A 5,523-nucleotide genomic window follows, 5' to 3' on the forward strand; every position below is an offset into this window, starting at 1 on the left:
GCCCTGCTGCGCCGTGGTCTCATCGAGCATGAGGCGCCGCGCGAGCAGTTCGATCGCCTGGGGCTCGAGCCCGTGGAGGATGCTCGATAACCTGCCACACCGTATCGCAGCGCGCCGCCGACCCTCCCCGTCGGCGGCGCGCCTCAGTGTAGCCAGGTTCGTTGCGAAGGAGGACCCATGGATATACGACTCATCGGTGTCGCGATCTTGCTGGCAGCGACCGCGCTGCTGGTGATTCTTGAGGTGGCGAAGCGTGCCTACGTGCAGCGCTTGACCCAGTTGCTCGAGCAGGCGGATGCCAAGGCCTACCTGGCACTGCTCGACAAGCCGCTCGTGAAGTTCATCTTTCCCGCGTGGAACCGTTGCTTCATGCAGCTCAACGGCTACCTTGCTCTCGACGCCTGCAGCCAGGCCGATGCCGTTATCGAGCGGATGCTGGGAATGCGCCAGAACGCCAAACAGCGCCATGAGCTCGTGGGCAAGGCCTTCAACTACTACCTCGAGCGCGGGAACGAGGCGGGTGCGACCAAGCTCCTCGCCGAGATCGAGACCTGGGACGACGAGGATGCTATCACCGAGGCCCGCATGATGCACGACATCTACATCAAGAAGGGCTGGGGCTATATCGGCGACATGGAGCGCCGTCTGCCCACGTTGTCGGGCATCGACCGCGGCTTCTTGGAGCTGCTACTTGCGCTGCAGTACGAGAACAAGGGTGACCACGCGGCGAGCGAGCGCTATCTTAAGCGCTCGGAGCGCGACATGGCCGCTCCGATGGCCAAGGCTTCTCAGGGGAGGTGACGGGCATGCCTGAGGTATTCCAGGGGCTCGGCGTCTTCGAGTGGACGATCCTCATCGCTGGCGTCCTGCTGTTCTGCTATAGCATCCACCTTGCGGTCGACCAGCGGACCTCGCTGCGGTTCATGGCGTCCCGACAACCGGCGACTTTCGTGATTGCGGCGGCGCTCGCCGTGCTTGGCATCGGGTCCTATGTCGGCAGGGGCATGCAGCCGCGCGACCTCGTGACCGCCTGTGTGCTCGTAGCGGTAGGCGTGTCGCTTGCCGCCGTGCGCGCCGGCATGGGGAGCCGCGGCATCTACGCCGAGGGCTTTCGCATCCCGTGGTCGCGCATCGAGCGCACGCGGGTGGAGGATGCTGCCGGCGTCGTGCGGGTGTACTTCACATCGCGCGGCAACGAGCGCATGATCGACCTGCCCGATGCCGACCGCGCCGCTGTCGAGGAATTCCTGCGCGACATGAGCGCCATTCACGGATAGGGGCGGGCGGGGAGCGCATCTGTCGCCCGCCGCTTTGGAATCGTGCGAAGCTGTGATGGGTGCCGTGTGTTCAACCGGCGCTGCTGCAGAGTATGAGGTGGAACCATGGCTCACCCAAATATCGTTTTGATCGTCTGCGACCAGCTGCGAGGCGATTGCCTGGGCGCGGCCGGTCATCCGGATGTCAAGACGCCGTATCTGGATACGCTCGCTGCCGAGGGCACGCTGTTCGAGCATGCCTACTCGGCCTGCCCGAGCTGCATCCCGGCCCGCGCCGGCCTGCTCACAGGCCGGGCTCCCTCGTCGCACGGGCGCGTGGGTTATCAGGACGGCGTGGATTGGACCTATAACCATTACCTGGCCGAGGAGCTGGGAAGCGCGGGCTACCAGACGGCCTGCGTGGGCAAGATGCACGTGCACCCGCCCCGTCTCGCCTGCGGATACCAGACGCTTCGCCTGCATGACGGCTACATCGGCCACTATCGCCATGCGGACACGCCGTACTGGCACCATCAGGCGGTCTCGGACGACTACATGCGCGACATGCGCGACCGCCTGGGCGCGTCCTTCGATGTGAACGGGTCGGGTGTGGAGAATAACTCCTGGATCACGCACCCGTGGATCTACGAGGAACGCTACCATCCCACCAACTGGGTGGTGGACGAGTCCATTCGCTTCCTGGAGACACGCGACCGCACGCGGCCCTTCTTCCTGACGGCGAGCTTCGTGCGGCCCCATCCGCCTTTCGATGCGCCGCAGAGCTACTACGACCTCTACCCCGGGCACGACTTGCGGCCGCCTGCGTCGGGCGACTGGGACGACACCGAGGCGACCGAGCGCGACGGCATGGTGCTCGACAGCGTGCACGGCTGCCGCGATGTCGAACTGCGCCACCAGGCCATGGCGGGGTACTACGCCTGCATCACGCATATTGACCATCAGGTGGGCCGCCTCATCACAGCCCTTGAGAACGATGGCACCTACGGCAACACGGTCGTGGTGTTCACGGCCGATCACGGCGAGATGCTCTTCGACCACTCGCTCTTCCGCAAGGTGCTCCCGTACGAGGGCTCCACGCACATCCCGCTCATTGTGCGCGTGGGCAAGCAGCTGCGCGCCGCGCACGGCGCCGGTCCGGACTGCGTGGGCCAGCGCTCCCAGAGCGTGGTGGAGCTCATGGACGTTATGCCCACGCTGCTCGAGCTTGCCGGCGCCTCCGTGCCGGACACGGTGGACGGCTCCTCGCTGGCCGGGGAGGTGCTCGGCGGGCTAGCCATCGAGCGCGCCTACGTCCACGGCGAGCACGCGCGCGACGTGGAGCAGTCGAACCACTACATCGTGACGCCGCACGACAAGTACATCTGGTTCTCGCAGACGGGTCGTGAACAGTACTTTGACCTTGCTGTCGACCCGCGCGAGGAGCACGATGCCATCGCCGATCCTGTGTATGCCGACCGTGTGGCCGAGCTGCGCGCCGCGCTCGTGGCCGAGCTCGCGGGCCGTGAGGAGGGTTTCGTGTGTGACGGGCGCCTCGTGCCGGGCCGTCCGCTCACGAATATGCTCGAGCATTCGGCTTAGCGGGGCGCGGGTGCCGTGTGACATCATGCTAGGGGAGGGGCGAGCCGCTGTGCTCGCCCCTTGCATGTGCAAACCTGCTCTTCGCGTGCCGGGTCCCCGCAGGATGGGCTGCCTGTGCTATCCTCTTGAATCGTATATCGCGATATAGAGAGGACCTCTCATGGAAGAGATGCCTAAGACATACGATCCGCAGGTCACTGAGCCCAAGATGCTGGACAAGTGGCTCAACGGCGGTTACTACCAGCGCGGGCCCGAGAAGCGCCCCGGCGCTGGCGACTGCACGGTCGTCATCCCGCCGCCGAACGTCACGGGCAAGCTCCATATGGGTCACGCGCTCGACGATTCCATCCAAGACGCCATCGTGCGCCAGGCGCGCATGCGCGGCCGCTCCACGCGCTGGATCTTCGGCACCGACCATGCCGGCATCGCCACGCAGACCAAGGTGGACAAGAAGCTCAAGGACGAAGGCAAGAACCGCCTTGAGATGGGCCGCGAGGCGTTCATCGATGCGTGCTGGGACTGGACCCACGAGTACGGTGGCATCATCCAGCAGCAGATTCGTCGTATGGGATGCTCCATCGACTTCGAGGACGAGCGCTTCACCATGGACCCCGATTACGCCGAGGCCGTGCGCCGCGTCTTCTGCGACTGGTACCACGACGGGCTCATCTACCGCGGCAAGCGCATCGTCAACTGGTGCCCCAGCTGCACCACGGCCATCTCGGACGACGAAGCGGAGTACAAGGACGAGAAAGGTCACCTCTGGCACCTGCGCTATCCGCTCACCGAGCCGGTGAACGGCCAGGAGTACATCGTTGTCGCCACCACGCGTCCCGAGACTATGCTCGGCGACACGGGCGTGGCCGTGAGCCCCAAGGATCCGGAGAAGGCTGCCTTCGTGGGCAAGACGGTGAAGCTCCCCATCGTGGACCGCGAGATCCCCATCTTCGAGGACTGGCACGTGGATGCGGGCTTCGGCTCGGGCTTCGTGAAGGTCACGCCGGCTCACGACCCCAACGACTACGCCATGGGCGAGGCGCACGGTCTCGAGAAGATCAATATTTTCGATGAGCATGCCGTGGTGGTTGATGGCTACGGTGAGTTCTCTGGGCTCACGCGCGACGAGTGCCGTGAGAAGGTCGTCGCCTGGTTCGAGGAGCACGGCTTGCTCGATCACATCGAGGAGCACGACCACTCTGTCATGCATTGCTACCGCTGCGACTCCACGCTCGAGCCCTGGCTTTCCGAGCAGTGGTTCGTCGCCGTGGACAAGCTCAAGGGGCCGGCCATGGAAGCGGTGACCTCGGGCAAGGTCCGCTTCAACGCCGAGCGCTGGAAGCAGTCCTACCTCACCTGGATGGAGAACCTGAAAGACTGGTGCATCAGCCGCCAGCTGTGGTGGGGCCATCGTATCCCCGTTTTCTACTGCGAGGATTGCGGCTGGGAAGACGCCCTCATGGAGGACGTAGACGTGTGCCCCAAGTGCGGCGGGCATCACGTGCACCAGGACGAGAACGTGCTCGACACCTGGTTCAGCTCGCAACTGTGGACCTTCGCTACGCAGGGCTGGCCGCAGCACCCCGAGCAGCTTGAGGGGCATCATCCCACCACGGCGCTCGTGACGGCGCGCGACATCATCGCTCTTTGGGTGGCGCGCATGATCATGAGCTCGCTCTACTTCCTGGACGAGATTCCCTTCCACGATGTGGTGATCTATCCCACCGTGCTCGCCAAGGACGGCAGCCGCATGAGCAAGTCGAAGGGCAACGGCGTTGACCCCATGGACCTCATGGACAAATACGGCGCCGACGCCATGCGCTTCAACCTGCTGAGCCTCTTCACGAACAACCAAGACGTTCGCTTCGACGCAGATTTCGACAAGCAGAAGAACTTCCTGGGGAGCGCACGCACCGAGCAGGCAAAGGCCTTCCTCACCAAGATTTGGAACGCGAGCCGCTTTTTGCTCATGAATATGGAGGGCTACACGCCGGGTGAGCCGGTCGCCGAGACCGCGGCAGATGCTTGGATGTTCAGCCGCCTCGCAAAGACGGTGGGGCAGGTTACCGAGGGCATCGAATCGTACGCGTTCGGCGATGTGGCGCGCAGCCTGCAGAGCTTCTTCTGGAACGAGGTCTGCGACTGGTACATCGAGGTCACGAAGACCCGTCTTTCCGATGCCGAGGCGCGCCTGCAGGCGCAGCGCAACCTCATTTTCGTGCTCGATACGAGCTTGCGCCTCATGCATCCGCTCATGCCGTTCGCGACCGAGGCCATTTGGGAAACCATGCCCGCGAGCTGGCTGGATGAAGACGGCGAGCGCGCCGAGGCGCTCATGGTCGCCGATTGGCCCGAGCCGGCGGCGTACGAGCGCTGGGTAAACGAGCCCGCAGAGCGCGCCTTCGAGCTTACCCGCGCCGTGGTGACCGATGTGCGCTCCACGCGCGCCCGCTATCGCATCAGCCCCAAGGAGCAGCTTGGTGTGAGCATTCGCGCCAACTCGGATGAGGTCGCCGAGGCCATCCGCGGCATGGCGGAGTTCATCTGCGCGTTCGCGCGCGTGAGCCCGCTTGACATCACGACGGAGGAAGTGGCGGAAAAGCCCGAAGGCTCTATCGTGCTCGCCGGCGCCGACTTCGATGCCTACATCCTCGTTGGCGACCTCGTCGAC

At 64.6% G+C, this 5,523-nt stretch carries 4 protein-coding genes; all 4 read left to right on the top strand.

The features are described 5' to 3' along the window. The first annotated feature begins 177 nt into the window (after positions 1-177). Positions 178-801, top strand: a complete 624-nt coding sequence (locus AC1VS5_RS09405) for a hypothetical protein (RefSeq protein ID WP_481218456.1) — start codon at positions 178-180, stop codon at positions 799-801. A gap of 5 nt (positions 802-806) precedes the next feature. Continuing rightward, positions 807-1,277, top strand: a complete 471-nt coding sequence (locus tag AC1VS5_RS09410) for a hypothetical protein (RefSeq protein WP_481218457.1) — start codon at positions 807-809, stop codon at positions 1,275-1,277. A 105-nt stretch (positions 1,278-1,382) separates the two neighbouring features. Next, positions 1,383-2,855, top strand: coding sequence for an arylsulfatase (locus AC1VS5_RS09415; protein ID WP_481218458.1), 1,473 nt, complete (start codon positions 1,383-1,385; stop codon positions 2,853-2,855). Positions 2,856-3,015: 160 nt separating this feature from the next. Continuing rightward, positions 3,016-5,523, top strand: a 2,508-nt coding sequence (locus AC1VS5_RS09420; protein ID WP_481218459.1) for a valine--tRNA ligase, incomplete at its 3' end; no start/stop codon positions are given.

This window comes from Enorma sp. (assembly GCF_982429025.1).